This window comes from Streptomyces achromogenes subsp. achromogenes (genome assembly GCF_000720835.1).
Lineage (GTDB): Bacteria > Actinomycetota > Actinomycetes > Streptomycetales > Streptomycetaceae > Streptomyces > Streptomyces achromogenes.
This window is the reverse complement of the sequence record NZ_JODT01000005.1, coordinates 144,135-170,527: the sequence shown is the minus strand read 5'-3', so window position 1 is coordinate 170,527 and position 26,393 is coordinate 144,135. Positions and strand designations below refer to the sequence as shown.

General features: G+C 73.0%; 20 protein-coding genes and 1 pseudogene. 9 read left to right on the top strand and 12 right to left on the bottom strand.

What is annotated here, in order from left to right:
- Positions 1-10 precede the first annotated feature (10 nt).
- Together IH25_RS37410 and IH25_RS0107125 are read left to right on the top strand one after the other, a co-directional pair.
- A pseudogene (locus IH25_RS37410) lies at positions 11-473 on the top strand (GNAT family N-acetyltransferase).
- 126 nt (positions 474-599) lie between these two features.
- Positions 600-1,226, top strand: a complete 627-nt coding sequence (locus tag IH25_RS0107125; protein WP_030604827.1) for a DUF2690 domain-containing protein — start codon at positions 600-602, stop codon at positions 1,224-1,226.
- Positions 1,227-1,235: 9 nt separating this feature from the next.
- On the opposite strand, the gene IH25_RS0107120 is transcribed toward IH25_RS0107125, so the two are convergent.
- Together IH25_RS0107120 and IH25_RS0107115 are read right to left on the bottom strand one after the other, a co-directional pair.
- The gene (locus IH25_RS0107120; protein ID WP_030604824.1) at positions 1,236-2,690 is read right to left on the bottom strand and encodes an MFS transporter; all 1,455 of its coding nucleotides are present in this window, start codon (positions 2,688-2,690) and stop codon (positions 1,236-1,238) included.
- A gap of 45 nt (positions 2,691-2,735) precedes the next feature.
- On the bottom strand, positions 2,736-4,211 hold the full coding sequence (locus IH25_RS0107115) for an MFS transporter (RefSeq protein ID WP_051753815.1): 1,476 nt from the start codon (positions 4,209-4,211) through the stop codon (positions 2,736-2,738).
- 55 nt (positions 4,212-4,266) lie between these two features.
- Here IH25_RS0107115 and IH25_RS0107110 point away from each other — a divergent pair, with 55 nt between their 5' ends.
- Complete coding sequence (locus tag IH25_RS0107110) at positions 4,267-5,160, top strand: helix-turn-helix transcriptional regulator (RefSeq protein ID WP_051753819.1); 894 nt, start codon at positions 4,267-4,269, stop codon at positions 5,158-5,160.
- A gap of 78 nt (positions 5,161-5,238) precedes the next feature.
- Positions 5,239-6,372: a tRNA dihydrouridine synthase DusB gene (gene dusB / locus IH25_RS0107105; RefSeq protein ID WP_030604815.1), complete on the top strand. Its 1,134-nt coding sequence runs from the start codon at positions 5,239-5,241 to the stop codon at positions 6,370-6,372.
- A gap of 17 nt (positions 6,373-6,389) precedes the next feature.
- Here dusB and IH25_RS0107100 read toward each other — a convergent pair whose 3' ends face one another.
- From IH25_RS0107100 to IH25_RS0107090, 3 genes are read right to left on the bottom strand one after another with little or no spacing between them, the layout of a single operon-like run.
- Entirely contained in the window at positions 6,390-8,099 is a 1,710-nt protein-coding gene (locus IH25_RS0107100; RefSeq protein WP_245172720.1) for an alkaline phosphatase family protein, read from the bottom strand.
- A gap of 59 nt (positions 8,100-8,158) precedes the next feature.
- Positions 8,159-10,096: an amylo-alpha-1,6-glucosidase gene (locus IH25_RS0107095; RefSeq protein ID WP_030604810.1), complete on the bottom strand. Its 1,938-nt coding sequence runs from the start codon at positions 10,094-10,096 to the stop codon at positions 8,159-8,161.
- Positions 10,093-11,583, bottom strand: a complete 1,491-nt coding sequence (locus IH25_RS0107090; RefSeq protein ID WP_063755143.1) for an MGH1-like glycoside hydrolase domain-containing protein — start codon at positions 11,581-11,583, stop codon at positions 10,093-10,095. Before IH25_RS0107090 ends, IH25_RS0107095 begins: the two co-directional genes overlap by 4 nt.
- Before the next feature lie 123 nt (positions 11,584-11,706).
- Here IH25_RS0107090 and IH25_RS0107085 point away from each other — a divergent pair, with 123 nt between their 5' ends.
- Together IH25_RS0107085 and ppdK are read left to right on the top strand one after the other, a co-directional pair.
- Positions 11,707-12,936, top strand: coding sequence for an ROK family protein (locus IH25_RS0107085; protein ID WP_030604803.1), 1,230 nt, complete (start codon positions 11,707-11,709; stop codon positions 12,934-12,936).
- 644 nt (positions 12,937-13,580) lie between these two features.
- Positions 13,581-16,301: a pyruvate, phosphate dikinase gene (ppdK, locus tag IH25_RS0107080; protein ID WP_030604801.1), complete on the top strand. Its 2,721-nt coding sequence runs from the start codon at positions 13,581-13,583 to the stop codon at positions 16,299-16,301.
- A gap of 150 nt (positions 16,302-16,451) precedes the next feature.
- Here the strand turns inward: ppdK and IH25_RS0107075 are convergent, their stop codons facing one another.
- Positions 16,452-16,592, bottom strand: a complete 141-nt coding sequence (locus IH25_RS0107075; protein WP_387874861.1) for an excalibur calcium-binding domain-containing protein — start codon at positions 16,590-16,592, stop codon at positions 16,452-16,454.
- A 145-nt stretch (positions 16,593-16,737) separates the two neighbouring features.
- Positions 16,738-17,316, bottom strand: coding sequence for a DUF4232 domain-containing protein (locus IH25_RS0107070; RefSeq protein WP_051753813.1), 579 nt, complete (start codon positions 17,314-17,316; stop codon positions 16,738-16,740).
- Positions 17,317-17,531: 215 nt separating this feature from the next.
- Between IH25_RS0107070 and IH25_RS0107065 the strand changes: the two genes are divergently transcribed.
- The 3 genes from IH25_RS0107065 to IH25_RS0107055 are packed head-to-tail and all read left to right on the top strand — an operon-like array spanning position 17,532 to position 20,504.
- The gene (locus IH25_RS0107065) at positions 17,532-18,779 is read left to right on the top strand and encodes an ABC transporter substrate-binding protein (RefSeq protein ID WP_030604791.1); all 1,248 of its coding nucleotides are present in this window, start codon (positions 17,532-17,534) and stop codon (positions 18,777-18,779) included.
- Positions 18,776-19,678 (top strand): carbohydrate ABC transporter permease, encoded by a 903-nt coding sequence (locus tag IH25_RS0107060; RefSeq protein WP_030604789.1) that lies wholly within the window; start codon positions 18,776-18,778, stop codon positions 19,676-19,678. Before IH25_RS0107065 ends, IH25_RS0107060 begins: the two co-directional genes overlap by 4 nt.
- Positions 19,671-20,504 (top strand): carbohydrate ABC transporter permease, encoded by an 834-nt coding sequence (locus IH25_RS0107055; protein ID WP_030604785.1) that lies wholly within the window; start codon positions 19,671-19,673, stop codon positions 20,502-20,504. Before IH25_RS0107060 ends, IH25_RS0107055 begins: the two co-directional genes overlap by 8 nt.
- Positions 20,505-20,551: 47 nt before the next feature.
- Here the strand turns inward: IH25_RS0107055 and IH25_RS0107050 are convergent, their stop codons facing one another.
- The 5 genes from IH25_RS0107050 to IH25_RS0107030 form a co-directional block, all read right to left on the bottom strand.
- On the bottom strand, positions 20,552-21,319 hold the full coding sequence (locus IH25_RS0107050) for an SDR family NAD(P)-dependent oxidoreductase (protein ID WP_030604781.1): 768 nt from the start codon (positions 21,317-21,319) through the stop codon (positions 20,552-20,554).
- Positions 21,320-21,399: 80 nt separating this feature from the next.
- Positions 21,400-21,984, bottom strand: a complete 585-nt coding sequence (locus IH25_RS0107045; RefSeq protein ID WP_030604778.1) for a TetR/AcrR family transcriptional regulator — start codon at positions 21,982-21,984, stop codon at positions 21,400-21,402.
- Positions 21,985-22,032: 48 nt separating this feature from the next.
- On the bottom strand, positions 22,033-22,386 hold the full coding sequence (gene nirD, locus IH25_RS0107040; RefSeq protein ID WP_030604775.1) for a nitrite reductase small subunit NirD: 354 nt from the start codon (positions 22,384-22,386) through the stop codon (positions 22,033-22,035).
- On the bottom strand, positions 22,383-24,992 hold the full coding sequence (nirB, locus tag IH25_RS0107035) for a nitrite reductase large subunit NirB (protein ID WP_030604772.1): 2,610 nt from the start codon (positions 24,990-24,992) through the stop codon (positions 22,383-22,385). Before nirB ends, nirD begins: the two co-directional genes overlap by 4 nt.
- Entirely contained in the window at positions 24,993-26,207 is a 1,215-nt protein-coding gene (locus IH25_RS0107030) for an NAD(P)/FAD-dependent oxidoreductase (RefSeq protein ID WP_030604768.1), read from the bottom strand. It lies immediately after the preceding gene.
- Between the last annotated feature and the right edge of the window lie 186 nt (positions 26,208-26,393).

The window sequence follows — 26,393 nt, the reverse complement described above, 5'->3', positions numbered from 1 at the left end:
AGCAGGCAGTGTGATCGCCCTCGCGCCCGAGACCATCCGTACCGGCCGGCTGGACTTGCTTCCCCTGCGGGTCGGCTACGCCGAGGAGATGGCCGTGGCGCTGTCCGATCGCGAGCTGCACGCCTTCGTCGGCGGCACGCCGAGCACCGTCCAGGAGCCGGTGCAACTGGGTCGTCCGGCTCCGCGACGCGGCCTGCCTGACCGGCTATGTCCAGGCGACGGTCACCGCCGACGAACGCGGAGCCGTCGCGGAGATCGCCTGGGTGGTGGGGATCCCCTGGCAGCGGCGCGGTATCGCCTCCGAAGCCGCCCGGAGTCTCGTCGCCTGGCTCCGGGAGCACCCGGTGCACACGGTCGTCGCCCACGTCCACCCGGAGCACGGGGCATCCGCCGCCGTCGCCACCGCGGCCGGCCTCGCCCCCACCGACCGGTGGCACGACGGAGAGGTCGGATGGCAGCTGACGATCCGCTGACCGCGCGCACAGGGGCGCATGTGGTGGGGGCCGTCGCGCTCCCTTGCTCCCGTGTGCGCCTTACGGCCTCGGCGGGGGCAGGGCGATCCTGGCCGTCAGGAGCGGCACATCAAGGTGAGTGTTCTCATGACTACGGCCAACCCTGACGACAACTCCACGGCACCGGCCGGTCCGAGTGGCAACTCCCCGGCACCAGCCGACCCCGGCGACAACTCCCCAACACCGGGTGACCCGCCGAACTCCCCGGCGCGGCCCCCTTGGTGGAAGAAATGGCTCAGTGGGCCGGCGGCGCTCGCCTACGCGGTCGCCATCGTGGGGGCGGTGGTCACCGCCGTGGTGACCCCGGTCGGGGACCACGTGCTGAACTCGCTGTTCGACGAGCCGTCCTGCCCAGGCGACGGAGCGGCCTGCGACGGCAAGAACCCGCAGAACCAGGGGTGTGCCGAGGACGCGGGCACCTTCAAGCCCACCGCGGGCAATCCCGCGCATCTCCAGATCCGCTACAGCGAGGACTGCGAGGCGGTCTGGGCGAAGATCGAGAAGGGGAGCCCCGGAGACCAGGTGACCGTCAGTGTCACGGGCGGTAAGACGCGGACCGCCGAGATCGCTTACGGCAACGACCAGTTCACCCACATGGTGGCGGTCCCCGACGGCGAGTTCCAGGTCACCGCATGCGCGGTGCCGAAGCCCGGCGGCAAGAGCACCTTCGAGCGGTACTGCATCCAGGCGACCGAGGCCACCGCCTGGCGGTGACCGCGCCGGTCACGCCCCCTTCGACGCCGTTTCCACCACCGGCCGTATCTCCGCCGTCTCCAGGCTCGCCGCCGTCCGCTCGGCCGTCCGGCGGGCCCAGCGGCCGCTGGACAGCAGGCCGAGGACCAGGACGGCCAGGCCGCAGCCGGCGAGGATCCACCAGCCGGGGCGGGCCGCCGAGACGAAGGAACCCCGGTACGACGACGAGCCGATGCCGGAGGCCAGGACCGCGCCGATCACCGCGACGCCGAGCGTCGAGCCCAGCTGCCGGCTGGTGGAGGCGACGGCGGCGGCGACCCCCGCCTGGGCGCGGGGCATGCCCGACACCGCCGTGTTGGTGATCGGCGCGTTCACGAAGCCGAAGCCGATGCCGAAGAGGGCGTAGCCGAGCAGCAGGGTGGCGTTCGACGTCTCCGCCTCGAACGCGGCGAACAGGACACCGCTCGCGGTCATCGCCGCACCCGCCACCAGCAGGGAGACCCGGGGGCCGCGGCTGCCGACCAGACGGCCGGACAGCGGGGCGCACAGGAACGTCGGCACGGCCATCGGCAGCATCCACAGGCCCGCGTGCAGGGCGTCGAGACCGCGCACGTTCTGCAGGTACAGCGTGGACAGGAACAGGAAGCCGCCCAGGGCCGCGAACGCGCTGATCGCGATCACGGTGGCGCCGCTGAACGGGGCCGAGCGGAAGAAGCGCAGGTCGATGAGGGGTTCGGCGCGCCGGGGCTCGTACCAGAGGAGGGCCAGCAGGGCGGCCACGGCGATCACCGCGAAGGGGACGACCGGGCCGGCGCCGGACTCCGGTGCCTCGATGATCGCGTACGTCAGCGCGCCGAACAGGGCGATCACCAGCACCTGTCCGACCGGGTCGGGGCGGCGGGCCCGGGGCGCGCGGGACTCGGGGACGTAGCGCAGGGTGAGCAGGAGGGCCGCCAGGCCGACCGGGAGGTTGAGCCAGAAGATGGCGCGCCAGCTCACCGACTGCACCAGCAGCCCGCCGACCAGCGGGCCCGCCGCCATGGCGATGCCGACGACCGCGCCCCACACGCCGATCGCGCGGGCGCGCTCGCGGGGGTCGGTGAAGGTGTTGGTGATGATCGACATGGCGACCGGGTTGAGCATCGAGCCGCCCACCGCCTGGACCATGCGGAACACCACGAGCAGTTCCAGGTTCGGGGCGAGGGAGCAGAGCACCGACCCCGCGGTGAACACCGCCAGGCCCACCATGAAGACGCGCTTGCGGCCGATCCGGTCGGCGGTGGAGCCGGCGAGCATCAGCAGCGAGGCCAGGACGAGCGTGTAGGCGTCGATGGTCCACTGCAGACCGGACGTGGTGGCATCAAGATCGCGCTGCATCGCGGGCAGCGCCACGTTCAGCGCGGTGGTGTCCAGGCTCACGATCAGCAGGCTCATGCAGCAGATCGCGAGCACGAGCATGCGGCGGCGATGGCTCAACTCGGGCATGTGCGTCATCGTACGCCGATGTCGATAGTGTGTCTAACTAATGAGTCATACATGATCTTTGCCGGGCAGCCGGAGACCGAGCACCGTCAGCCCCAGCAGACCGGCCGCCTGCACCGCCAGCACCACCGCCAGCGCCCGGCGCATCCCGGCCCCGGGGATCAGCGACAGGAACAGCGAGCCGAGCGTCGCCACCCCGACCGCCAGGCACGACTGCTGGAGCGTGGCCGCGAGCCCGCTGCCCGTCCCGGCCAGCCGGTCCGGGATCGCCGCCAGCAGGAACCGGAAGTACAGCGGCAGCTCAAGGCCCTGGCCGATCCCGCACAGCGCCAGGCCCGGCGCCAGCGCGAGCGGGCCGAGGTGCGGCCACGGGCCCAGCAGTACCGTCCCGGCCATCGTCACCAGGCCCGCGATGTGCGCCACCGCCGCCAGCGCCACCGCCCGCCCGCCGAACCGCGCCACCGCGCGCGGCGCCAGCATCGACGCGGCGAACTGCGCCACCCCCATCGGCACCAGCGCCAGCCCCGCCCGCAACGCCCCGTACCCGAGCCCCTGTTGCAGCGTGACCGCCGTCACGAACATCCAGCCCGCGAAGCCCACGAACACCGGCACCCCCAGCAGCAGACCCCGGCGCACCTCCGGGGACGCCGGCAGCGACGGCGGCAGCAGCGGGCTCCCGGCGGTGCGCTCCGCCCTCCGCTCCACCCGGTGGAAGGCCAGGGCGCACAGCGGGGCGGCACAGAGCAGCAGCACCGACCACAGCGGCCAGCCCGCCGCCCGGCCCTCGGTCAGCGGCAGCAGCAGCGCGCACAGCGCCGCCGCCAGCAGCGCCGTACCCGCAAGATCCGCCCGCGCCGGCCGCTCCGCCCGGCTGTCCGGCACCGACCGCAGCGCACAGCCGAGCCCGGCCACCGCCACCGGCACGTTCACCAGGAACACCGCCCGCCAGCCGGTGCCCGCCGGGTCGGCGGCGACCAGCACCCCGCCCAGCACCTGTCCGAGCACGATGGACACCCCGCCCACCGAGCCGTACAGGGCGACCGCGCGAGCCCGGCGCTCGCCGGACGTCGTGGCGTGGATGGTGGCCAGCACCTGCGGCAGCAGCAGCGCCGACGCGGCGCCCTGGGCCACCCGCGCGGCCACCAGCCACCACGCGCCCGGCGCCAGCCCGCAGGCCAGCGAGGTCAGCCCGAAACCGGCCACGCCCCACAGGAACAGCCGCCGCCGGCCGAAGGTGTCCCCGAGCCGGCCGCCCAGCACCAGCAGCACGGCGTACGCCACCGCGTACCCGGCGACCACCATCTCCAGGGTCGCCGGGGGCGCGTCGAGATCGTGCTCGATCGTCGGCAGCGCCACGTTCACGATGAAGAAGTCGATCATCGGCAGGGCGGCGCCGAGCAGCAGGGTGAACAGGCCGAGCGGGGTCAGGGCCGCCCGCGGTGGGGCGGCGGTCGCAGAGGAGGTCGTCGTGGTCACGCTCCCGACTCTGGGGCAGCCCGCAGCCGGGTACCAGGCGGCGGTCATCCAGGTACCGGCACCAACTGGCACGGGGCTGCGGCGGGACGGCACCCTGGGTGCCATGACCATCGCAGCGCCCGAGCGGAACACGGAGACAGGGCCCGAGCGGACCACGGAGATCCGGCGCCGGGAACTGGCCGCCTTCCTGCGCAGCCGGCGCGAGCGGATCACCCCCGAGCAGGTGGGCCTGCCCCGCGGCCCCCGCCGCCGCACCCCCGGACTGCGCCGCGAGGAGGTCGCCCAGCTCTCCGCGGTCGGCGTCACCTGGTACACGTGGATCGAGCAGGGCCGCGCCGCCCACGTCTCCGCGCAGGTGCTGGACGCCGTCGCCCGCGCCCTGCTGATGGACCCCACCGAGCGCGCCCACCTGTTCGCCCTGGCCGGCACCCACGACCCGCGCTCCGGGCCGGAGTACCCGGTCGCCGCCAAGACCGCCCTGAAGGTCGTCGAACGGCTCGCCCCCTACCCGGCCTCCCTGCAGAACGCCCGCTACGACGTCCTCGCCGCCAACCGCCCCTACGCCCAGCTCTTCGGCGACCCCGCCGAGCTGCCCCCGGCCGACCGGAACTGCCTGTGGCTGCTGACCACCAGCGCCCGCTGGAAGCGGGACTTCCTGGACCGGGACGAGATGCTGCGCGACCTGATCGCCAAGTACCGCGCGGGCATGGCCGAGCACGTGGCCGAGCCCGCCTGGAAGCAGCAGCTGAACCGGCTGCTCGAAGCCTCCGGCGAGTTCCGCGAGCTGTGGCGGCGGCACGAGGTCGCGCCGATGTCCCCGCACGTCAAGCGGTACCGGCACCCCCGGGTCGGGCTGATCCGGCTGGAGCACCGCAACATGTGGCTGGCCCCGCAGTCCCCGGCCCACCGGGTGGTCGCCTACCTGCCCGCCGACGAGGAGAGCGAGGAGCGGCTGGAGCGGCTCGCGGAACTGCCCGACGAGCGCCCGGCCGGGTGAGGGATACGAGCGTCCGGCCGGGTGAGGGACAATGGAGCCTTGCCCCTGTCGCCGTAGATCCGTCCCGGAGCCCTGACGATGACCCACCCGCTGACCATCGGACCGCACGCCGTGACGCCGCCCGTCGTGCTCGCACCCATGGCGGGGATCACCAACGCGCCCTTCCGTACGCTGTGCCGGGAGTTCTCCGGCGGCAAGGGACTCTTCGTCAGCGAGATGATCACCACTCGGGCGCTGGTCGAGCGCAACGAGAAGACCATGCAGCTGATCAGGTTCGACGCGAGCGAGCGGCCGCGCTCGATCCAGCTGTACGGCGTCGACCCCGCGACCGTCGGCAAGGCCGTCCGCATGATCGCGGAGGAGGACCTCGCCGACCACATCGACCTGAACTTCGGCTGCCCGGTGCCGAAGGTGACGCGCAAGGGCGGCGGCTCGGCCCTGCCGTACAAGCGGAACCTGCTGCGGGCCATCCTGCGCGAGGCGGTCTCCGGCGCCGGGGACCTGCCGGTGACCATGAAGATGCGCAAGGGCATCGACGACGACCACATCACCTACCTCGACGCCGGCCGCATCGCCGTCGAGGAGGGGGTGACCGCCATCGCGCTGCACGGCCGTACCGCCGCCCAGCACTACGGCGGCACCGCCGACTGGGAGGCCATCGCCCGGCTGAAGGAGCACGTGCCGGAGATCCCGGTGCTCGGCAACGGCGACATCTGGTCGGCCGAGGACGCGCTGCGGATGGTGCGGGAGACCGGCTGCGACGGGGTCGTGGTCGGCCGGGGGTGCCTGGGCCGGCCGTGGCTGTTCGCGGACCTGGTGGCCGGGTTCGAGGGGCGCACGGAGGATTTCGTGCGGCCGACCCTGCGGGAGGTCGCCGACGTCATGGTGCGGCACGCCACGCTGCTCGGGGAGTGGAGCGGCGACGAGTCCAAGGGCGTGGTCGACTTCCGCAAGCACGTCGCCTGGTACCTGAAGGGCTTCGCGGTCGGCTCCGAGATGCGCAAGCGGCTCGCGATCACCTCGTCCCTTCAGGAGCTGCGGGCCGGGCTGGACGAGCTGGACCTGGACCAGCCGTGGCCGGCCGGGGCGGAGGGGCCGCGGGGCCGGACCTCCGGCAACAACCGGGTGGTGCTGCCGGACGGATGGCTGAAGGACCCGTACGACTGCGCGGGCGTCGGGGAGGACGCGGAGCTGGACACCTCCGGCGGCTGACCTGCCGAGAGGGGCCGTCAGTTCCTCTTCGGTCCCGGTGTCGAGCCGTACGCGGTCAGGAAGCGGTCGCGGAAGGCGCTCATCTTCCACACCGGGGCGTCGTGGGCGGGGCGCAGGCCGTCGGTCCAGTGCCAGCCGGCGATCCGGTCCAGCAGCTTCGGGTCCTTGGCGACCAGTGACACCGGCACGTCCCGGCTCGCGTGGTTGCCGCTGACCCGGGCGATGGGCTGGTGGTCGCCGAGGAAGACCAGCACGGTGTCCTTCGTGCCGTACCGCTGAAGCCACTCGGTGAGCGCGGTCACCGAGTACTGGACCGACCTGCCGTACGCCGCGCGGGACCTGGCGGTGTCGGCGATGACGTCCGCCGCCTTGTCGCCCGCCGCCTCCATGGCCTTGAAGGCCGAGCCGTCGCCGAGCCGGTCCCAGTCCACCATCCTCGGGACCGGCGCCCACGGCTGGTGGCTGGAGGTCAGGATGAGCAGGGACATCCGCCCCTTGCCCGCGGCCGGCCGCTTGCCGTGCACCCGCTCCTGGTACTGCTGGAGCGCGTACTGGTCGGGCATGGTGGACCAGCTGAACTTCGGGCCCCGGTAGCCGAGCCGGAAGGCGTCGTAGACCTTGTCCAGGCCGTACCACTTCTGCTCCGGCCAGCCCTTCTGGACCCCCGGCATCACCCCGACCGTCTCGAACGCGCCGGTCCTGCGGAACGCCTCCGTCAGGCTGAGGCGGTCGCTCGCCATGACCGTGCGGTAGCGCTGCTGGTTGCTGATCCACAGCCCCGACATGGTGGTGGAGTGGCCCAGCCAGCTGCTGCCGCCGTACGTCGCCGAGGTCAGCCAGCCGCTCCGGGCGTGGAAACCGGCCCGGGCCAGGGCCTTGGTGCGGGCGTCGAGCATCCGGTCCACGCCGGGCGCCATGACCGGGTCCTCGATCGCGCTGCGGCCGTAGCTCTCGACGAACGTGAAGATCACGTCCTTGCCGCGCAGCTCCGGCACGAGCCGGTCGCCCGGGGTGTTCCCGAACGCGTCGACCCGGGCCACCTTCCGGAACTCGGCCTCGTCCCGGAGGGTGTCCGAGACCCGGTGGACCTGGCCGCGCAGCGCGGTGACGGTGCGGTGGGAGGCGAGCGGCACGGCCGCCGGCGCCAGGCCGAGCGAGGCACAGGCGACCCACGCGACGGCGGCGGTCAGGGTGGAGCGGCGGGCGGTGCCGGGGTGCCGGGCGAGCAGCTCGGTCAGCCGCACCACGGACAGCGCCAGCAGCACGAAGAGCAGCAGGACCAGGGCGACCGCGCCGGCCACGACGGCGAGGGCGGTCGCGGAGCCGAGGGAGTCCTCCAGATACGACTCCGCGTCGCCGAGCAGGCTCCAGTCCAGCACCACGTCGAACGTCCGGCCCAGATACTGCCGGAAGCCCATGTCCAGCGCGTTCAGCACGGTCAGCGCCGCGAGCAGCACCCCGCACCCCGCCGCCACCGCCACCCGGGGCCGGCGCGGCAGCGCGGGCAGCACGACCGCCCCGACGACGGCCTCCGCCGGTATGCGCACGAACGCGGCGGGTCCGAGCCGGTCCACCGAGTCCGGCATCACGAGCGCCGCGAGCACGAGGAGGGCGGCGAGCCCGGTCAGGGTGCCGGACAGTACCCGCGCCCTGCCCGGCCACCGCCACCGCACCCCGCGTACGACAAACTCGCGCTCCCCGGCCACCACCACGACTGACTGACGCATGCCCCTCGGTACGGCCCACGGCGGTCCGCTGTTCACCGGGCAGGCGCGGGATCCCGCGCTCAGACGCCCCCGACCGCCGTCAGCAACGCCAGCGGTGCCGCCGCGGACCGGGCCTCCAGGCCGCAGGCGTGCGGGTACGGCACCGGTTCACCGTGCGTGTCCCGCCCGTACCCGGCCCACACCTCCGGCAGCCGGTACCCGGTCACCGCCGCCGCGTCGAGCAGCGCTTGCGCCACCGTACGGGCCTCGTCGTGCAGCCCGTAGCGGGCCAGGCCCAGCGTGATCAGGGCGTTGTCGTGCGGCCAGACCGAGCCGCGGTGGTAGGACAGCGGGTGGTAGGCCGGCTGCCCGGAGGCCACCGTGCGCACGCCCCAGCCGGAGAAGAAGTCCGGCTCCAGCAGCCGCCGGCCCACCACCTCGCCGTACTCCTTGTCCAGCAGCCCCGACCACAGCAGATGCCCCGCGTCGGAGGCGAGCGCGTCTATCTGGCGGCCCTGGCCGTCCAGCGCGAGCGCCGGGAACGACCGCTCCCGCATCCAGAAGTCCCGCTGGAACCGGTCCCGCAGATCGGCCGCCGCCTGCTCCAGCAGCGCCGCGTACGTCTCGTCGCCCCACACCCCGCGCGCCACCGACGCCGTACGGCGCAGCGCGTCGTACGCGTAGCCCTGCGCGCCCGCCGCCATCACCGCGCCGGTGGGACGGGTGCCGTCGGCACAGCAGATCGCGCCGGGGGAGTCCTTCCAGTTCTGGTTGGCGAGGCCGCCCTCGTCGGCGCGGTAGACGAGATAGCCGCGCGAGGTCAGCCCGCCGTGGTCGAGCATCCAGCCGATGGCGGCCCGGGCGTGCGGCTCCAGCCGGCGGGCCAGGGCCGTGTCACCGGTCTGCTCCACATACGCGCCGAGCAGGACCAGGAACAGCGGGGTGGCGTCCACCGAGCCGTAGTAGCGGCCGAACGGCACCTGGCCGAAGTGGGCCAGCTCCCCGTGCCGCACCTCGTGCACGATCTTGCCGGGCTGGGCGACCGGGGAGTCACCGGTGCCGGTGGCCTGGGTGGCGGCCAGGGCGAGCAGGGTGGCGGCGGCCGGCCCGGGGCGGTAGGGCAGGGTGAACAGGGAGGTCAGCAGCGCGTCCCGGCCGAGCAGGGTGAGGAACCAGGGCGCGCCGGCCGCCGGGACGCGCAGTTCCTCGCCGTCCGGTCCGCCGGCCGGCACCTGGAGGGCGGCGAGGTCGGCGAGGCCCCGGACGCAGGCCGCGGCCAGTTCCGGCCAGCCGGTGGGGAAGGCCACCCCTTCGGCGAACTGCTCCTCCCGGGCGCGTAATTGGCGGTGCACGGCGGCCGGGTCGCGGGGCACGCGCAGCGCGCGCTTCTCGCCGTGCGGGCGGGCGATCACCCGCAGCAGCAGCTCGGTCGTGCCGTGCGGCGCGACGTCGAGGGTCCACACCAGGCGGCGGGCGCCGGTGCCGGTCTCCTCCACGGCGTCCGGGGCGGGGTCGGCCGTGATCGCCGTGCGGGACTGCCAGTCGGCCCGGCGGTAGGCGAACTCGATGCCGTCGGGCAGGAGTTGGCGGGAGCGTACGACGCCGGTCTTGACGTAGGTGCGGTGGTCGGAGCGGAGTTCGAACTGGTCGGTGAAGTCGGCGTCGACGGTGAGCGCGAGCCGGACGGTGGTGGGCACCGGACGGTTGCTGGTGACCTTCAGCGACTCCACGAACGAGCTGTCGGCGACGGCCTGTTCACGGAAGACGGTGCAGGACGGCGGCTCCTGCCGGCCGCCGCGCGGGACCAGTACGCAGCGCGCCTCGGCCCCGTCCGTCACCGGGCTGAGCACCTCGGGCACCGCCCCGTCGACGGTGAGCTGCCAGCGGCTGAGGTGCCGGGCGTCCCGGACGAACAACCCGTCCGGGGCGCCGCCGCCGCGTACCCCGCTGATGTCGCCGCGGTCACCCACGGCGGCGAAGGTGGCGCCGTGCACGAGCAGATGATGCCGGTCCGTCATCCCCGGTCCCCTCCTTGGTCACTCCTGTCGAACGTGCCGGTGCCGGGCGCGGACACGTCCCTTGACGGGCTCTTGTCCGGCCTTTGACGCGTCTGTGATGCGGCTTCGCGGTGGTGCAGGTCCAGCGCCAGCGCCGCCGTCCAGCTGAAGCCGGTCGCCCCGCAGGGCTCGCCGGTGTACGGGTCGACGTACTCGGCGAAGCCGGTGGCGTCGGCCAGGTCCAGGAACGCCGTGCGCAGAGTGTCGGCGACGGCCGTCTCGCCGTGCGCCCGCAGCCCGCGCTCCAGCAGCCAGTTGGTGTTGAACCAGGCCGGGCCGCGCCAGTAGCGGTGCGGGTCGAAGGCCTCCCCGAGCAGGTCGTAGCTCGGCACCAGCCGGGTGCGGCCGCCGAGCGAGAAGTGCGGCCCGCGCAGGGTGTCCACCAGCGCGGCGGCCACGGCGCGGGGCAGGCCGGGCAGCAGCAGCGGGATCAGCCCGGAGACCGAGCGCTCGGGCCGCAGGCCGTCGCCGCGCAGGTCCCGGCACAGGAACATCCCGGCGGCCGGCTCCCACAGCCGCTCCACCAAGGCCGCCGTCAGCCGCTCGGCGCGCTCCCGGCGGGCGGCCCCGGCCGCGCCCAGCTCCTCGGCGATCCGCGCGAGGGCGTGCTCGGAGGCGATCAGCAGGGCGTTGAACGCCGGGTCCTCCACGGCGAACTCCCCGCTGCCGGCGCCGTGTTTCCCGCCCGGCCCGTCCCGGTATTCACGGTCCCGGTAGTCGGCGGCCAGCCGTACGTACCGGCCGTAGTCCAGGTCGGTCGGCCGGTCTTCGGCCGCGCCGTGATCGAGGTCGGCGCGGCGGAAGGAGCGGGCCGGGGCCGGGGTGATCCGGGCCAGCGGGGCGTCCCAGCAGGGGCTGTTGTCCATGCCCTGCTCCCAGGGGTGCACCACGGACACCAGTCCGGCGCCGCCGAGGTCGCGTTGGTGCAGCAGATACCGGTGCCAGGCGGCCAGCCTGGGGTAGACCCGGGCCAGGAAGCCGCGGGAGCGGGACAGGGCGGGGTCGGCGCGGTGCACCAGCCAGGCGGCCAGCGCGTGCACCGGTGGCTGCACGATGCCGGAGGTCTGTACGGTGCGCGGGGCGCCCGCGGCGCGTCCGGCGGTGGAGGAGCGCCAGAAGTCGGGGCTCGGGAAGTAGGCGTCGAGCGGGACGGAGGGGTTGAAGACGATGTGCGGGACGCGCCCGTCGGCCCACTGCGCGGCCAGCAGCGTCTCCAGCTCCGTCTGGGCCCGGCCCGGCGAGACGTGCCGCAGCCCGATCGCGATGAACGCGGAGTCCCACGACCACTGGTGCGGGTACAGCTTCCGGGAGGGGACCGTGGAGGCGCCGGTCCAGTTCGCCGCCAGCACCCGGGCGGCCCTGACGTGCGGGGACGGCGGCGCGGTCGGTGGATCGTATGCGATCTCGTACGGGAAGGGACGGGTACTGAGCTGGGCGGTGCGATCCACTCGGGGCTCCCCGAAGACGTCCGGCCGCGCGCGGGGTTCGGCTGCGGCCACCGTAGGGTTACGTCTATTTAACACGCAAAACTCAATATGTAAGGCAAGCTGGAGAAACACAAGGGGGTGCGCATGACCGGACGTCCGGGCAGGGCCGGCAGGAGCGGCAGGAGCGGAGGCCAGGCGGGAGCCGGCGATCTGCTCGCCCTCGTGCGCAACGGCCGTGCCGTGACGCGCGGGGCGCTCCAGCAGGCGACCGGACTGTCCCGGGCCACCGTCGGCCAGCGCCTGGACCGGCTGTTCCGGGCGGGCTGGCTGCGCGAGGGCGCCGGCGGCCCGGTCGACTCGCCGCTCGGCGGACGCCCTTCCATCACCCTGGAGTTCGACGACTCCCACGCGGTGGTCCTCGCCGCCGACCTGGACACCCGGCACGCCCGCGCGGCCGTGCTCTCGCTGACCGGTGAGATCCTCGCCGAGCAGGCCGGCACGCTGGTGGTGGAGGAGGGGCCGGAGGCGGTCCTCGGTGAACTGGGCGGCTGGTTCGAGGAGTTGCTGACCAAGGCCGGGCACCGGGCCGAGGAGGTGTGCGGGATCGGGCTCGCGGTGCCGGGCCCGGTGGACAGCGAGACCGGCCGGGTGGTGCAGCCGCCGATCATGCCGGGCTGGGACGGCTACGACATCCGCGGCCGGATGGCGCGTGTCTTCACCGAGCGCACCGGGGCGCCCGCGGTGCCGGTGCTGGTCGACAACGACGCCAACCTCATGGCCTACGGTGAGCAGCGCACCGGATATCCCGACTGCACGGCCTTCGTGCTGGTCAAGGTGTCCACCGGTATCGGCGCCGGGGTGGTGGTGGACGGCTCGGTCTACCGGGGCGTGGACGGCGGCGCGGGCGACATCGGGCACATCCGGGTCGGCGCCGACGCGCTGTGCCGGTGCGGTTCGCAGGGCTGTCTGGCGGCGGTCGCCAGCGGTGGCGCGGTGGCCCGGCGGCTGGCCGCGTCCGGGGTGCCGGCCACCTCCGGCTCGGATGTGCGGGACCTGTTGGCGGCCGGGCACCCGGAGGCCGCCGCGCTGGCACGGGAGGCCGGGCGCCGGGTCGGGGACGTGCTGGCGACGGTGGTGACCCTGCTCAACCCGGGCGTGCTGATGATCGCGGGCGACCTGGCCGGGACGCCGTTCCTGACCGGCGTGCGCGAGCTGCTGTACCAGCGGGCGCTGCCCCGCTCCACGGCCCATCTGGACGTGGTGACCTCCCGGCTCGGCGACCGGGCCGGGCTGGTCGGGGCCGGGGCGATGGTGGTGGAGCACCTGTACGCACCGGAGCGGGTGGAGGAGCGGCTCGCGGCGATGGGGATGTGACGGGGAGGGCCGCCCACCGGCCCGGAACCGTCTCCGTTCCCGCCGCCCGGCACCGTCCCCTGGTCCCGCCGCCCGGCACTGTCTCCGCTCTCGCCGCCCGCCCCCGGCACCGTCTCCGTTCCCACCGGCCCGGCACCGTCTCCTCGCCCGGTCACCGTTTCTGCTCCGACCGGTCCAGAACCCGGCCCCGGCCGCACCGCACGGGCACGCTTCCGGCCGGGGGTGACGGCGGTGTTTCCGCTTCCGACAGGTGTCCGAGGCGTCGTCCGCATGGTGGAATCCGGCGGCCTGTGGCAGCGTGATTCTCGCCACCCTTGATAGGGGTAGCGCTCAGATGAGCGGATCACGCGCGACTGCACTTCTCCAAGGGGTGGCACTGGGTGCCACCCCTTGATCGTTCAGCGATCGAAATCAGTCGTGCCGGTGGGCGCTCATGTGAGCGGAAAACCGCACCTGTGGGCGGCGCTGCGTTCAAGAAGTGAAAACATAATCTTCGTCAGGCTTGCCAAGCCTTGACTTTCGATCCGCTGGCGGACGGGTGGTTACAGGCGCATGACGGACAAGTAGACGTACCCAACCACCTTCGATCTGGGTATGTTCCTCGCCGTCAGGGCAGCCACCGTGGCCTCAAGGAGTCGAGACCCGTGTCGGAAAACAAAGAACCCCACGCGCCGAAGTTCGTTTACGACTTCACCGAGGGCAACAAGGACCTCAAGGACCTCCTCGGTGGCAAGGGTGCCAATCTCGCCGAGATGACCAACCTCGGTCTCCCGGTCCCTCCCGGCTTCACCATCACCACGGAGGCCTGCAAGGTCTACCTCGACAGTGGCGAGGAACCGGCGGCACTGCGTGACGAGGTGAGTGCGCACCTCGACGCCCTGGAACGCAAGATGGGCAAGAAGCTGGGCCAGGCGGACAACCCGCTGCTCGTCTCGGTCCGCTCCGGTGCCAAGTTCTCCATGCCCGGCATGATGGACACCGTCCTGAACATCGGCCTGTCGGACGCCTCCGTACAGGGCCTGGCCACCCAGGCCGGCGACGAGCGGTTCGCCTGGGACTCCTACCGCCGCCTCATCCAGATGTTCGGCAAGACCGTCCTCGGCGTCGACGGCGACCTCTTCGAGGAGGCCCTCGACAAGGCCAAGACCGCCAAGAAGGTCACGGTCGACACCGACCTGGAGGCCGCGGACCTGAAGAAGCTGGTCACCACCTTCAAGAAGATCGTCAAGAAGGAGGCCGGCCGGGAGTTCCCGCAGGACCCGCGTGAGCAGATGGACCTCGCCATCAAGGCGGTCTTCGACTCCTGGAACGGCGACCGCGCCAAGCTCTACCGCCGCCAGGAGCGCATCCCGCACGACCTGGGCACCGCCGTCAACGTCTGCTCGATGGTCTTCGGCAACCTCGGCCCCGACTCCGGCACGGGCGTCGCCTTCACCCGCGACCCCGCCTCCGGCCACCAGGGCGTCTACGGCGACTACCTCCAGAACGCCCAGGGCGAGGACGTGGTCGCGGGCATCCGCAACACCGTCCCGCTGGCCGAGCTGGAGCGGATCGACAAGAAGTCGTACGACCAGCTCATGAAGATCATGGAGACCTTGGAGAACCACTACAAGGACCTCTGTGACATCGAGTTCACCATCGAGCGCGGCCGGCTGTGGATGCTCCAGACCCGCGTCGGCAAGCGCACGGCGGGCGCGGCCTTCCGGATCGCCACGCAGCTGGTGGACCAGGGCCTGATCGACGAGACGGAGGCGCTCCAGCGCGTCACCGGCGCCCAGCTGGCCCAGCTGATGTTCCCGCGCTTCGACGAGCACGCCAAGGTCGAGCAGGTGGCCCGGGGCATCGCGGCCTCGCCGGGCGCGGCGGTCGGCAAGGCGGTCTTCGACTCGTACACGGCCGTGAAGTGGTCCCGCTCGGGCGAGAAGGTCATCCTGGTGCGCCGGGAGACCAACCCGGACGACCTGGACGGCATGATCGCGGCCGAGGGCATCCTGACCAGCCGGGGCGGCAAGACCTCCCACGCGGCCGTGGTCGCCCGGGGCATGGGCAAGACCTGTGTGTGCGGCGCGGAGGAGCTGGAGGTCGACACCAAGCGGCGCCGGATGACGGTCCCCGGCGGGCACGTCGTCGAGGAAGGCGACGTGATCTCCATCGACGGCTCCACGGGCAAGGTCTACCTGGGCGAGGTCCCGGTCGTGCCGTCGCCGGTCGTGGAGTACTTCGAGGGCCGGATGCACCCGGGCGCCGACGACGCCGACGAGCTGGTGGAGGCCGTGCACCGCATGATGGCCTTCGCCGACCGCAAGCGCCGGCTGCGGGTGCGGGCCAACGCCGACAACGCCGAGGACGCGCTGCGGGCCCGCCGCTTCGGCGCCCAGGGCATCGGCCTGTGCCGCACCGAGCACATGTTCCTCGGCGACCGCCGTGAGCTGGTCGAGCGCCTCATCCTGGCCGACACCGAGGAGGAGCGCGAGGCGTCCCTGAAGGCCCTGCTGCCGCTGCAGAAGCAGGACTTCGTGGAGCTCTTCGAGGCGATGGACGGCCTGCCGGTGACCATCCGGCTGCTGGACCCGCCGCTGCACGAGTTCCTCCCCGACATCACCGAACTGTCGGTCCGGGTGGCCCTGGCGGAGTCCCGGCAGGAGCCGCACGAGAACGAGCTGCGGCTGCTCCAGGCGGTGCACCGGCTGCACGAGCAGAACCCGATGCTGGGTCTGCGCGGCGTACGCCTCGGCCTGGTCATCCCCGGCCTGTTCACCATGCAGGTCCGCGCGATCGCGGAGGCGGCGGCCGAGCGCAAGGCGGCCAAGGGCGACCCGCGCGCGGAGATCATGATCCCGCTCGTCGGCACGGTCCAGGAGCTGGAGATCGTCCGCGAGGAGGCGGACCAGGTCGTCGCGGAGGTCGAGGCGGCGACGGGTACGAAGCTCAAGCTGGCCATCGGCACGATGATCGAACTCCCGCGCGCCGCCCTCACGGCCGGCGAGATCGCCGAGGCGGCGGAGTTCTTCTCCTTCGGCACGAACGACCTGACGCAGACGGTGTGGGGCTTCAGCCGCGACGACGTGGAGGCCTCGTTCTTCACCGCGTACCTGGAGAAGGGCATCTTCGGCGTCAGCCCGTTCGAGACGATCGACAAGGACGGCGTCGGCTCCCTGGTCAAGTCGGCCGCGGAGGCCGGCCGCCGCACCCGCCCCGACCTCAAGCTCGGCGTCTGCGGCGAGCACGGCGGCGACCCGGAGTCGGTCCACTTCTTCCACGAGGCGGGCCTGGACTACGTCTCCTGCTCCCCGTTCCGCATCCCGGTCGCCCGCCTGGAAGCGGGCCGCGCGGCCACCCAGTCGACGGGCAGCGACCACCGCTGACCCCGGACCCCGGAGCCGTCGCCGGTCCCCGACCCTCACCGATCGACGACGGCCCCGGCGCACGAAAGAGAAGGGGCGGCACCCCAGTGCGGGGGGTGCCGCCCCTTTGCGCGCCCCGAACCGGAGCCGGACAGGACCGGGCGGGCCCGGTCACTCGCAGGCCACTCCGTCGCCGTCCCGGTCCAGGTGGGAGTCGTAGCCCGGGTCGCCCGCGTACAGGGGGGTGTCGCCGCCGGACGCCGACCGCGCCGTGACGGTCGTGGTCACCTCGACGGTACGGGTCTCCGTCACGGTGGGAGCGGGCTCGGGGCCGGCGGTCCGCGCTGCGGTCGCCGTGGCCGCCACACCGGCGAAAGCGCGTGTGCCCGGCCGGCCGGCGCGGGTGGTGGGGGCGTCTCCTGGGTGCCTCCACCACCCCGCGTCGGTCACCAGGTGGTCAGAACGAGCCGTCCGTGTTCACCGGCCCCGTCTGGAAGACCCCCGAGCAGGTCTTCCACGGTGCCGGGACCAGGGTCGCCGTGCGGGACGCCGGCGGGTAGACCTGGAGGTAGGTGCCGGCGCGTTCGCAGGGGCCGCCCACCGGGCCGTTGGTGGTGCGCAGGACCGCCGAGGCGGAGCGGCCGGGGGAGAGGGTGACGGTGCCGTAGCCGCTGCCGCTGTGCTTCGCCGCCGGGCCGATGCGGTGGTGGGCGCCGTCCACGACGCTCACGCCCGGGTAGCCGCGCAGGGCGCACGTGCTCGTGCTGGTGTTGGTGAACCGGACCGGCCAGTACAGGGATCCGGCCGCGCCCTCCTTGGCGCCCAGGGACAGATACAGGTCGCTCACCGCGCAGGTCCGTATGGCCGTCGTGGTCCGGGCCGCCGCCGGTGTCGCGCTCCAGGCGGCCCCGGCGGCCGTGACGCCCAGCAGCGCGGCGGCCAGCGCGGTCACCGGCCCGCGCCCGCGCAGGACGCGGGAGAGCCCCGCGGGGCGCCGGCCGGGGTCCGCGGTCGTCGGATTCGGCTTCGGGAACATGGGCACATTCTCCTTCTTCGAGGCGAAGGGTGCATGTGGGTCGCTGTGTTGGATGCGTCCCGGAGCGGAAAAGTTGTGCACCGCTGCCGGGACACGGAAACCGGGTGCCCAGCATCCGGCGCACGCCGACACACGGCCGCAACGCGTCTTTCGTAATCGCCGCGCATGGTTGATCGTTGGGCCGTGCATCGATGACGGACGTCAGGGGGCACACGATGACGATCAGCCGCAGGACACTGCTGGCCGCGGGCGCGGCCGCGGGCGCCGGACTGCTCACGGCGTGCGGATCGAACACCGGGCGCGGGGACGGCGGTTCCGGGCCCCGGCTGTCACAGTGGTACCACCAGTACGGCGAGCCGGGCACCGAACGGGCCGTCCAGCGGTACGCCGCCGCCTTCCGCGAGGCCGATGTGTCGGTGCAGTGGCGGCCGGGCAACTACGACCAGCAGACTGCCGCCGCCCTGCTCACCGACTCCGGGCCCGACGTCTTCGAGGTCAACGGGCCCACCCTCGACCAGATCCGGGGCGGCCAGGTCCTCGACCTCACCGACCTGCTGGCGGGGGTCAAGGACGACTTCAATCCGGCCGTGCTCGCGCCGAAGACCCACGAGGGGAGGGTCTACGGGATTCCGCAGGTCGTCGACACCCAGGTGCTGTACTACCGCAAGAGCCTGCTCCGCGACGCGGGCGTGGAGCCGCCCACCACCCTGGACGCCCTGGTCGACGCCGCCCGCGCGCTCACCGACCGCAAGACCAAGGGACTCTTCCTCGGCAACGACGGAGGCGCCGGGGTCCTCGGCGGAACTCCCCTGTACGCGGCGGGATTCCCGCTCGTCACCGACGACGGCCGGGTCGGCTTCGACGACCCCGGCGCCGCCCGCACCCTCGGCAAAGTGCACCGGCTGTACGCCGACGAGTCCCTGCTCCTCGGCGCGCCCGCCGACTGGTCCGACCCCTCCGCCTTCCTCCAGGGGCTGACCGCGATGCAGTGGTCCGGACTGTGGGCGCTGCCCCAGATCAAGCGCGAACTCGGGGACGACTTCGGCGTACTGCCGTTCCCGGCGGACGGCGACCGGGGCCGTCCCGCCGTACCCGTAGGGGCCTACGGCGCCGCCGTCAGCGCGCGCACCCGGCACAAGGATCTGGCCAAGGCGTACGTGAAGTGGCTGTGGGTCGAACGCACCGACTACCAGCAGGACTTCGCGCTGTCCTACGGCTTCCACATCCCCGCCCGGCGCTCCCTCGCCGCCGAGGCCGCCCCGCTGCGCGAGGGCCCGGCCGCCGACATCGTACGGTTCACCACCGACCACGGCTACGCCCAGCCGCTGCTGTGGACCCCGGCCGGCCAGACCGCCTACCAGGACGCCCTCAGCCGGATCATCAAGGGCGGGGCGGACCCGGAGCGCGAACTGCGGGGCGCCGTGCGGAAGGTGGCGGAGGAGATCGCCAGGGTGCGCGCGTGAGACGGCACGCAGCCCTGTGGTTCTGGGTGTTCGTCGGGCCGTTCGCGCTCGGGCTCGCGCTGTTCACCTACGTACCGCTGCTGTGGAGCGCGGGCCTGAGCTTCTTCGACGCGCACAACACCGTCACCCCCACGCACTTCACCGGACTGGACAACTACGCGGCGATGCTGCGGGACACGGCGTTCCGCGACAGCCTGAAGACCTTCCTGCTCTTCACCGCCTTCATCGTGCCGGTCACCTACGGGTTCTCCCTGGCCCTCGCCCTGATGGTCAACCGGGTCCGCTGGGCGCGGGCGTTCTTCCGTTCGGTGTTCTTCCTGCCGGCCGCGTGCAGCTATGTGGTGGCCGCGCTGATCTGGAAGATGTCCCTCTTCAGCGGGGTGCGGTTCGGGCTGGCGAACACCGTGCTGGGCTGGTTCGGCGGCGACCCCGTCGCCTGGCTGTCCACCACCGACCCGCCCTGGTACTGGCTGGTCATCGTGACCGTACGGCTGTGGCTGCAGGCCGGGTTCTACATGATCCTGTTCCTCGCCGGGCTCCAGCGGATCGACCCGGCACTGTACGAGGCGGCGGCCGTGGACGGGGCCCGGCCCGGCTGGACGGTGCTGCGGCACATCACCCTCCCGCAGCTGCGGGGCACCTCGGTCGCCGTGGTGCTGCTGCTCGTGGTGAACGCGTTCCAGGCCTTCGACGAGTTCTACAACCTGCTCTCCGACGCCCGCGGTTACCCGCCGTACGCCCGGCCGCCGCTGGTCTACCTGTACTACACCGCGCTCGGGCAGGGGCAGAACCTGGGCCTCGGCAGCGCGGGCGCGGTGATCCTGGCGCTGGTCATCGCGGTCGTCACGCTGGCACAGGCGCGCTGGCTGCGGCTGGGGAGGACGGACGGCGATGGATGACGCCCTGGTACGGGCCGGGCGGGCACTGCGGCTGGCCCTGCTGATCGCGCTCGCCCTGCTCTTCCTGGTCCCCTTCTACCTGCTGGTGCGCAACGGGCTGGCCGACGAGCGGGACATCACCTCCCCGGAGTGGACCTTCTTCCCGGCCGACGTGCGGTGGGGCAACGTCCGCGAGCTGTTCCAGGACCCGTCGGTGCCGTTCGCCCGGTCCCTGCTCAACTCCGCGCTGATCGCCGTCGCCACCACCCTCGGCACCCTGCTGCTCGCCTCCCTCGCCGGCTACGGCCTGGCCCGCATCCCCTACCGGCACGCGGACAAGGTCTTCTACGGCATCCTGGGCACCCTGCTGGTCCCGGCGGCCGTCACCTTCGTGCCCAGCTTCGTGCTGGTGTCGTCGCTGGGCTGGATCTCCACGCTGCGCGGTCTGATCGTGCCGACGCTGTTCTCCGCGTTCGCCTGCTTCGTCTTCCGGCAGTACTTCCTCGGCTTCCCCCGGGAGCTGGAGGACGCCGCCCAGGTGGACGGGCTCGGGTACTGGCGGACGTACTGGCGGGTCGTCGTGCCCAACAGCCGCCCGGTGTTCGCGGCCGTGGGGACGATCGTGTTCCTCGGCGCGTGGAACTCCTTCCTGTGGCCGCTGGTGATCGGGCAGGACCAGAGCGCCTGGACGGTGCAGGTGGCCCTGTCCTCGTTCACCACCGCGCAGGTCGTACGGCTGCACGAGCTGTTCGTCGCGGCGGCCGTCTCCATCCTGCCGCTGCTGCTGGTGTTCCTGTGCTTCCAGCGGTGGATCGTGGCCGGGGTGGAGCGGTCCGGGATCGACTGACCCGGAACGGGGCCGGCCGGTCCCGTCCCGGGGCCGGTCCGGCCGGCTCAGGCCGTGGAGCCGCCGTCGATCACCAGGTCGGCGCCGACCACCGAGGCCGCGTCGTCCGAGGCGAGGTACAGCACCGCCGCGGCCACCTCCTCGATGGTGGAGACCCGGCCGAGCGGCACCTCGGCGCGCATCCGCGCGGCCCGGTCCGCCTCGGTCTCGCCGGGCTTGAACGACATGTCGGTGGCGGTGGAGCCGGGGCTGACGGCGTTGATGCGGATCCCGTCGGCGATGTGGTCCAGGGCGGCGGACCGGGTGAGGACCGACACGGCCGCCTTGCTGACGGCGTAGCCCGCGACACCGGGCAGCCGGCTGTGCAGGCCGATCCGGGAGGCGATGTTGACGATCGCGCCGCCGTCCGGCTGGGTGCGCATATGAGCGATCTCGGCCTGGAGGGCGAGGAAGACGCCGGTGACGTTGATGTCCATCATCCGGCGCCAGTCCTCCTCCGGCAGCTCGCCCACGGCGCGCCCGCGGCCCTCCAGCACACCGGCGTTGTTCACCGCCACGTCCAGCGAGCCGAACCGGTCCACGGTGGTGGCCACCAGGTCCCGCACCTCCTCGGCGCGGGAGACGTCGGCGGTCACGGCGAGCGCCTTGCCGCCCTCGCCCTCGATCAGCGCCACGGTCTCGTCGAGCGGGGCGCGGCGCCGTCCGGCGACGACGACCTGGGCGCCCTCCCGGGCGAGGGCGAGGGCCACCCCGCGGCCGATGCCGGAGCCGGCGCCGGTGACGAGTGCGGTCCGGCCGGAGAAGCGGTGCGACATGGTGGAATCCCTTTTGTCTAGAACGATCGGTTCAGTATTCGGGCCGGAAAAACGCGCCCCTCACAAGAGGCGCGTTCGTCTCAGTCCAGCAGTGTCAGGGCCTGCTCCGCCGCGTCCCGCGCCCGGGCCGGGTCCGCCGACGCCTTGCCGACCACCCTGAGCCCCTGGAGCAGCACGAACAGCGTCCGGGCGAGGGCCAGCGGATCGCGGTCCGCGGCCAGCTCGCCCTGCGCCTGGGCGCGCACCAGGGCGGAGTGCAGCAGGGTCTCGATGGTGTCCCAGCTGTGCTCCACCCGGCGGGCGGCCTCCCGGTCGTGCGGGGCCAGTTCGACCGCCGTGTTGGTGACCAGGCAGCCCTGCTCCCGGGTGGCGGCCGCGGTGGCCTCGGCGGCGAACCGCCGGATGAGGCCGCGCACGGCCGGCAGCACCGGGCCGGGCGCGGACAGCTCGCGCACCAGCACCGGTTTCTGCGCCTGTCCGTACCGGTCCAGCGCCCTCAGGTACAGCTCGTGCTTGCTGCCGAACGTGGCGTACAGACTCGCCTTGCCGATGCCCAGGTGCTCGACCAGGTCGGCCATCGAGGTGGCCTCGTAGCCGCGCCGCCAGAACAGCTCGAGTGCCGACTGGAGCGCGGCGTCCGGGTCGAATTCCTTGGTCCTGCCCATGCCCGGCAGCCTAGATTTACCGAACCGATCAGTCAAGAAAGCCGTGTCTCACGACACCGTCCGCACCGCGTACACCGGGATCCGCACCGCCTCGTCGTCCAGGCAGACGCCGCTGACCAGGTCGAAGCGCTGCTTCAGCAGGGGGGAGGCCACGAAGGGGCGGCCCCGGTGGGTGCCCGTCAGGCCGCGGGAGAGGACGGCCGCCCCGGTGAACGGGTCGCGGTTGCCGACGGCGTACAGCCGGTCCGCGCGGTCCCGGAAGAGGGCCGCCTGGCGGCCGTCCGGCAGCAGGGCCGCGACCCCGCGGCCGGGGACCAGCACGCTCAGGTCGCAGACCGTGAACCAGCCGTCCGCCAGCTGGAGCTGGACCTTCAGATCGGTCGTCTCAACTGCCAGGGTCATCGCTGGGCGCTTCCTTCCAGGACGTCGTTGGCGGGCCGCAGCCCGATGGTCAGCAGCGGCAGGTCGGGCTTGATCTGGTCGCGCTCGGGGACGAAGGAGACCACCGGGTCGGGCGTGTCCGGGGCGTTCACGAAGGACACGAACCGGGCCAGCTTCTCGGGGTCGTTGACCGTCTCCGCCCACTCGTCGCGGTAGTGCGCGACGTGCTCCCGCATCAGCCGCTCCAGCTCGTCGCAGATGCCGAGCGAGTCGTGCACCACCACGTCCCGTACGTGGTCCAGGCCGCCGGGGACGCGCTCCAGCCAGGTGGAGGTGCGCTCCAGCCGGTCGGCGGTGCGGATGTAGAACATCAGGAACCGGTCGATCAGCCGGACCAGTTCGGCGTCGGACAGGTCCTGGGCGAGCAGGTCGGCGTGGCGCGGGGTGGCGCCGCCGTTGCCGCCGACGTACAGGTTCCAGCCGTTGGCGGTGGCGATCACCCCGAAGTCCTTCGACTGGGCCTCCGCGCACTCGCGCTGGCAGCCGGAGACCGCCGACTTCAGCTTGTGCGGGGACCTCAGGCCCCGGTAGCGCAGCTCCAGGTCGATCGCCATCTTCACCGAGTCCTGCACGCCGTAGCGGCACCAGGTGGACCCCACGCAGGACTTCACCGTGCGCAGCGCCTTGCCGTAGGCGTGCCCCGACTCGAAGCCGGCGTCCACCAGCCGGGCCCAGATTAGCGGCAGCTGCTCCACCCGGGCGCCGAACATGTCGATCCGCTGCCCACCGGTGATCTTCGTGTAGAGGCCGAAGTCCCGGGCGATCTCGCCGATCACGATCAGCTTCTCGGGCGCGATCTCCCCGCCGGGGATGCGCGGCACGACCGAGTACGAGCCGTTCTTCTGGAGGTTGGCGAGGAAGTGGTCGTTGGTGTCCTGCAGCGCGGCCTGCTCGCCGTCCAGGACGTAGCCGCTGGCGCCGATGGAGGGGGCGAGGGAGGCGATGATCGAGCCGACCGTCGGCTTGCACACCTCGCAGCCCTCCCCGCCCCGGGCGTCCTCGCGGCCGAAGCGGTCCAGCAGCTCCCGGTACGACGTGACGCGCAGCGCGAGGACGATCTCGTACAGCTCCTCGCGGGTCTGGGCGAAGCAGCCGCACAGCCCCTTGTCGACCTCGACGCCGGACGCCTCCAGCTCGGCGGTGACCAGCTGGCCCAGCACCTTCATACAACTGCCGCAGCCGGTACCGGCCTTGGTGCACTTCTTCACCTCGGGCACGGTGGTGCAGCTGTGCTCGGTGACCGCGCCGCGGATGGTGCCCTTGCTGACGTTGTGGCAGGAGCAGATGATCGCGTCGTCCGGCAGGGCGGACGGGCCCAGCTGGGCCCCCGAGCCGGCTCCGGCGGGCAGGACGAGCGACTCGGGGGAGACGGGGGGCACCGAGCCGGTGAGCGCGCGCAGCGTGCCGTACGCCTCCGCGTCACCGACCAGGATGCCGCCGAGCAGGGTGCCGTCCGCGCCGATGACCAGCTTCTTGTACAGGCCCGCGCGCGAGTCGGAGTAGACGACGTCCAGGCAGTCCCCGGTGGTGCCGTGCGCGTCACCGAAGGAGGCGACGTCCACACCGAGCAGCTTCAGCTTGGTGGACAGGTCGGCGCCGGTGAAGGACGCCTCGTCGGCGGCGATGGTCGCGGCGGCCGTCTCGGCCTGCTCGTAGCCCGGCGCGACCAGGCCGTACACCCGGCCGTCGGCGGCCAGCGCGCACTCGCCGATCGCGTAGACGTGCGGGTCGGACACGGTCCGGCACCGCTCGTCCACCGCGATGCCGCCGCGCTCGCCGACCGTCAGGCCCGCGTCCCGGGCGAGCTGGTCGCGGGGGCGGACACCGGCGCTGAACACCACCATGTCGGCGGCGAGTTCGGAGCCGTCGGACAGCTTCATCCCGGTCACGGCACCTTCGGAGTCCGTCACGATCTCCTGGGTGCCCACGCCGGTGTGGACCGTCAGGCCCATCTGCTCGATGGTGCGCAGCAGGGCCGCGCCGCCGCCCTCGTCGACCTGCACCGGCATCAGGCGCGGCGCGAACTCCACGATGTGCGTGCTCAGTCCGAGCCCCTTGAGCGCGCCGGCGGCCTCCAGGCCGAGCAGCCCGCCGCCGACCACGGCACCGGTCTTCGCCCGGGACTTCGCGTACTCCTCGATCGCCAGCAGGTCCTCGATGGTGCGGTAGACGAAGCAGCCGGCGGCGTCCTTGTTCGGCACCGGCGGCACGAACGGGTAGGAGCCGGTGGCCAGGACGAGGACGTCGTAGTCCACGACCAGGCCCGAGCGGGCCGTCACCCTCCGCGCCTCGCGGTCGATGGACTCGGCCGGGTCGCCGATGTGCAGCTCGATGCCGTGGTCCTTGATGAACCGCATGTCGGTCAGGGAGAGGTCCTCGGGCGTACGGCCCGAGAAGTACGAGGTGAGCTGCACGCGGTCGTACGCCGGACGCGGCTCCTCGCACAGCACGACCACGCGGTGCGTGGCGGTCAGGCCGCGCTCGGCCAGCGCCTCGAGGAAGCGCTGGCCGACCATGCCGTGGCCGACGAGCACGATCGTGGGGGTGGCCCCCGGGGTGGCGGTCATTCAGGAGCCTCCATCGTTGGTGAGCAGGTGGAGCAGGGGGCCGTCGTCGGGGAGCGGTTCCGCTCCCTCCCAGGCCCGGGCGAGCGCGCCGACGGTGCCGAGTTCGCCGACGAGGACCCCGCCGACCAGGCGGTCGTCGCGGACGACGACCTTGCGGTAGGTGCCCCGGGTGGCGTCGGTGAGCCGCACGACGTCGTCGCCGGGGCGCGCCTCGGTCTCGCCGAACGCGGCGAGGTCGAAGGGGGAGCCGGGACCGGTCAGGGTCAGCCGGGTCAGGGAACGGGTCCCGCGGTAGCGCGCGGATGTGTCGCCCGCGAGCAACTCGGCGAGCGACTCGGCCTGTTCGAGGGCCGGGGCGGCCAGGCCGTAGACCGTGCCGTCGTGCTGGGCGCAGTCGCCGATGGCGTGGATGTGCGGGTCGGAGGTGCGCAGCTCGTCGTCCACCAGGACGCCCTTGCGCACGGTGAGGCCCGCCTGCTCGGCCAGACCCGTACGGGGACGTACTCCGCAGGCGAGGACCACCAGGTCGGCGTCGAGGGCGTAGCCGTCGGCCAGCTCCACCGAGCGGACCGCGCCGGCCACGCAGCGCACGTCCCGCACCCGGCACTCGGTGTGCACCTCCACGCCCAGGTCGGTCAGGTGGCGCAGCACCAGCCGGGAGGCGTCCGGGTCGAGCTGGCGCTCCATGAGCCGTTCGGCCTGCTGGGCGAGGACCACCTGGGCGCCGCGCACGGCCAGCGCCCGGGCCGCGGAGACGCCGAGCAGGCCGCCGCCGATGACGACCGCGCGTGTCCCCGGCCGCACCGCCTTGGCCAGGCCCAGGCAGTCGTCCAGGGTGCGGAAGGCGTGGACGCCCTCGGGGAGCCGCCGGTCGGGCGTGAACAGGCCGCGCAGCGGGGGCAGCACCGGGTTGGAGCCGGTGGCCAGGACCAGCGTGTCGTACGCGATCGACATGCCGTCGGCGCACGAGACGGTACGGGCGGCGCGGTCGATGCCGGTGACGCGGGTGCGCAGCAGGCCGGTCGGCGGCGGGAGGGTGATCACCTCCGGCGCGTACCGGCCGGCCAGCACCTCGGCGAGCAGCACCCGGTTGTACGGCGCGTGCTCCTCGTCGCCGACGAGCAGCGCGGGCGTGCCCAGCTCGCCGAGCCGCCGGGCGAGCCGCACGCCCGCGAGGCCGGCGCCGATCACCACCACACGCGTATTCGAGGTCATGTCCCCGAGCGTGCGTCCCCGACGTTACCCGGCGGCATCACCTCTGTTTCCCGGGAGGAACGCTGCCCTCAGCGGGGCGCGGCGGGGGGTGTGAGGGGGCTGGGCGGGCGCGGGGGCGGGGTGTGAGGGCACGGGTGGGGGATGTGTGTGGGGGGGCGGACGCACGGTCCCTGTGGCGGGCGTGGG

Coding starts and splice junctions, on each gene's coding strand:
- IH25_RS0107125 (WP_030604827.1), top strand. CDS start 600: ATGACTACGGCCAACCCTGACGACAACTCCACGGCACCGGCCGGTCCG.
- IH25_RS0107120 (WP_030604824.1), bottom strand. CDS start 2,690: ATGCCCGAGTTGAGCCATCGCCGCCGCATGCTCGTGCTCGCGATCTGC.
- IH25_RS0107115 (WP_051753815.1), bottom strand. CDS start 4,211: ATGACCGCCGCCTGGTACCCGGCTGCGGGCTGCCCCAGAGTCGGGAGC.
- IH25_RS0107110 (WP_051753819.1), top strand. CDS start 4,267: ATGACCATCGCAGCGCCCGAGCGGAACACGGAGACAGGGCCCGAGCGG.
- dusB (WP_030604815.1), top strand. CDS start 5,239: ATGACCCACCCGCTGACCATCGGACCGCACGCCGTGACGCCGCCCGTC.
- IH25_RS0107100 (WP_245172720.1), bottom strand. CDS start 8,099: ATGCGTCAGTCAGTCGTGGTGGTGGCCGGGGAGCGCGAGTTTGTCGTA.
- IH25_RS0107095 (WP_030604810.1), bottom strand. CDS start 10,096: ATGACGGACCGGCATCATCTGCTCGTGCACGGCGCCACCTTCGCCGCC.
- IH25_RS0107085 (WP_030604803.1), top strand. CDS start 11,707: ATGACCGGACGTCCGGGCAGGGCCGGCAGGAGCGGCAGGAGCGGAGGC.
- IH25_RS0107070 (WP_051753813.1), bottom strand. CDS start 17,316: ATGTTCCCGAAGCCGAATCCGACGACCGCGGACCCCGGCCGGCGCCCC.
- IH25_RS0107065 (WP_030604791.1), top strand. CDS start 17,532: ATGACGATCAGCCGCAGGACACTGCTGGCCGCGGGCGCGGCCGCGGGC.
- IH25_RS0107055 (WP_030604785.1), top strand. CDS start 19,671: ATGGATGACGCCCTGGTACGGGCCGGGCGGGCACTGCGGCTGGCCCTG.
- IH25_RS0107050 (WP_030604781.1), bottom strand. CDS start 21,319: ATGTCGCACCGCTTCTCCGGCCGGACCGCACTCGTCACCGGCGCCGGC.
- IH25_RS0107045 (WP_030604778.1), bottom strand. CDS start 21,984: ATGGGCAGGACCAAGGAATTCGACCCGGACGCCGCGCTCCAGTCGGCA.
- nirD (WP_030604775.1), bottom strand. CDS start 22,386: ATGACCCTGGCAGTTGAGACGACCGATCTGAAGGTCCAGCTCCAGCTG.
- nirB (WP_030604772.1), bottom strand. CDS start 24,992: ATGACCGCCACCCCGGGGGCCACCCCCACGATCGTGCTCGTCGGCCAC.
- IH25_RS0107030 (WP_030604768.1), bottom strand. CDS start 26,207: ATGACCTCGAATACGCGTGTGGTGGTGATCGGCGCCGGCCTCGCGGGC.